A 2,461-nucleotide genomic window follows, 5' to 3' on the forward strand; every position below is an offset into this window, starting at 1 on the left:
CCGGCTCCACCGCCCGTACGAGGCACCCCGCGGGCCTCGGCCGCCGGCCGGACCGCACGCCGGCCCGGGCGGGCGGAACGAGCCGGCCGGGCCCCGCTCAGGGCACCAGTAGCTGGACGCCGCCCACCACCGTCGCCGCGATCACCAGCCGTTCGAAGAGCCGCTGGTCGATCCTGTCCACCGCCCATCTGCCGAGGAGCGCGCCGGGCACCACGAACAGCACGAGCGCCGCGTCGAGGAGGAGCGAGTCGGCGTCGATCAGGCCGAGACCGGCACTGAAGGGCAGCTTGGAGGTGTTGACGATCAGGAAGAAGAACGCCGAGGTGCCCAGGAAGCCGAGTTTCCGGAAGCCCGCGGAGAGCAGGTACATCGACATCACCGGGCCGCCCGCGTTGGCGACCATGGTGGTGAAGCCGCCGAGGACTCCGTAGGAGCGGGCCTTGAGGCGGCCGGCCCGGGTGGTGACCGCTTCGGGCTCCTCCTCCGCGCCGGCCGTCCGCCGCCGCCACACCGTCACCCCGGCCATCAGCAGCAGGATCGCCCCGATGGAGATCCGCACGATCCCGTCGTCCGCCCACACCAGGAACAGGGTCCCGACGACGACGCCCGCCGCGACCGCCGGGAACAGCCGCCACAGCGTGGGCCAGTGGGCGTGCCGGCGGTAGGTGAGGACGGCGAGCACGTCCCCGGCGATCAGGATGGGCAGCAGGACGCCGGTGGAGGCCTTGGCCGGCAGCACGGCGGCGAAGACGGCGAGACTGACCGTGTTGGCCCCGCTGACGGCGGTCTTGGAGAAGCCGACGAGCAGGGCCGCGAAGGCGAGCGCGGCGAATTGCCAGCCGTTGAGGTGCCAGAGCGTCATCGTGTTCATTGCGAGGACAGATGCTATGCGCAGGCAATCGACTCCGGTGAGGACCGTCCCGCCCGATGGCGCCCGGGGCGCTGGTCAGTGCCTCTCGACCAGCACCGCGCTGCCCTGCCCCACGCCCACGCACATGGTCGCCAGTCCGCGTCCGGCGCCGGTGCGGCGCATGCGGTGCAGCAGGGTGGTGAGGATGCGGGCGCCGGAGCAGCCCAGCGGGTGGCCCAGCGCGATGGCGCCGCCGCTGGGGTTGACCAGGCCGGGGTCGATGCCGAGCTGGTCGACGCAGGCCAGGGCCTGTGCCGCGAACGCCTCGTTGAACTCGGCCTCCTGGAGGTCGCCGATCGTCCAGTCGGCGCGGGCGAGCACCTTGCGGGTGGCGGGGACGGGGCCGATGCCCATGACGTCCGGGTGGACGCCGGCGGAGGCGCCGGCGACGTAGCGGCCGAGCGACTCCAGGCCCAGCTCGTTCAGGGCCTCCTCGCTGACCAGGATCAGGCCGGCGGCGCCGTCGTTCATCGGGGAGGCGTTGCCCGCGGTGACCGAACCGCCCGCGCGGAACACCGGCTTCAGTCGGCCCAGCTTCTCGATCGAGGTGTCCTCGCGGACGCACTCGTCGGCGTCGACGACCACCCCGTCCGGGCGGGTCACGGGCAGGAGCTCGTCGTCGAAGTGGCCGTTCTTGCGGGCTTCGGCGGCGCGCTGGTGGCTGCGCAGCGCGAACTCGTCCTGGCGCTCGCGCGGGATGCCGTACCGGGTGGCGACCTCCTCGGCCGTCTCGCCCATGGCCAGCACCCCGTGGAGGTCCTTCATCGCGGGGTTGACCAGCCGCCAGCCGAGACGGGTGTCGGCGGTCTCCATGCGGTGCGGGAGGGCCTCGTCGGGGCGGGGCAGGACGAACGGGGCGCGGCTCATCGACTCGGAGCCGCCGGCGATGACGATGTCGGCCTCGCCGGCCGCGATGGTGCGGGCGGCGGTGGTGACGGCCTCGAGGCCGGAGGCGCACAGCCGGTTGACCGTGGCGCCCGGCACGGACTCGGGGAGTCCGGCGAGCAGCGCGGCCATGCGGGCGACGTTGCGGTTGTCCTCGCCCGCCTGGTTGGCGGCGCCCCAGTAGACCTCGTCGACGCGGGCCGGGTCCAGCTCGGGCACGTCGGCGACCAGGCCGCGGATCACGGCGGCGGCGAGGTCGTCGGGCCGCACGGTGGAGAGGGCTCCGCGCAGTTTGCCGATGGGGGTGCGGCGGGCGGCCGCGAAGTGGACGGGACGCACGAGGGGACTCCTGACCGATGCCGACGGCTGTGCTGTGGGGTCGGCTACTACTCTTAATTAGCACCGCTAGTTTTTGACTATAGACCGCCGGGCGGCTTCCTGGGAAGCTCCCCCGCCGGCCATGGGCCGGGTTTGTGCCCGGGGGCCGGGGGCACCCGCGCGTTCATGGAGTGGTTGCGGAGCGCGGCCCGTGCGGGAGAGGACCCGGAGCCGTTCTTCCCCGCCGGACCGACGGGGCCGGCGTTGCGGGACCCCGCCACCGGGCGCGTCCACGCGCGGCGGCGGGCGACCCCGCGGTGTCCCGGCTTCGCGCTCGGCAGCGGTCCG

The 2,461-nt window shown here is 73.9% G+C and carries 2 protein-coding genes; both read right to left on the bottom strand.

All coding sequences use genetic code 11. The annotated features are described in order from the left end of the window. Positions 1-97 precede the first annotated feature (97 nt). Positions 98-871 carry a sulfite exporter TauE/SafE family protein gene (locus B7767_RS22010; RefSeq protein WP_085573719.1) on the bottom strand — a complete coding sequence of 258 codons (774 nt, stop codon included), beginning with the start codon at positions 869-871 and terminating at the stop codon, positions 98-100. Positions 872-946: 75 nt separating this feature from the next. Further along, on the bottom strand, positions 947-2,134 hold the full coding sequence (locus tag B7767_RS22015; protein WP_085573720.1) for a thiolase family protein: 1,188 nt from the start codon (positions 2,132-2,134) through the stop codon (positions 947-949). Positions 2,135-2,461 lie beyond the last annotated feature (327 nt).

Source organism: Streptomyces sp. 13-12-16, assembly GCF_002114215.1.
Taxonomy (GTDB): domain Bacteria; phylum Actinomycetota; class Actinomycetes; order Streptomycetales; family Streptomycetaceae; genus Streptomyces.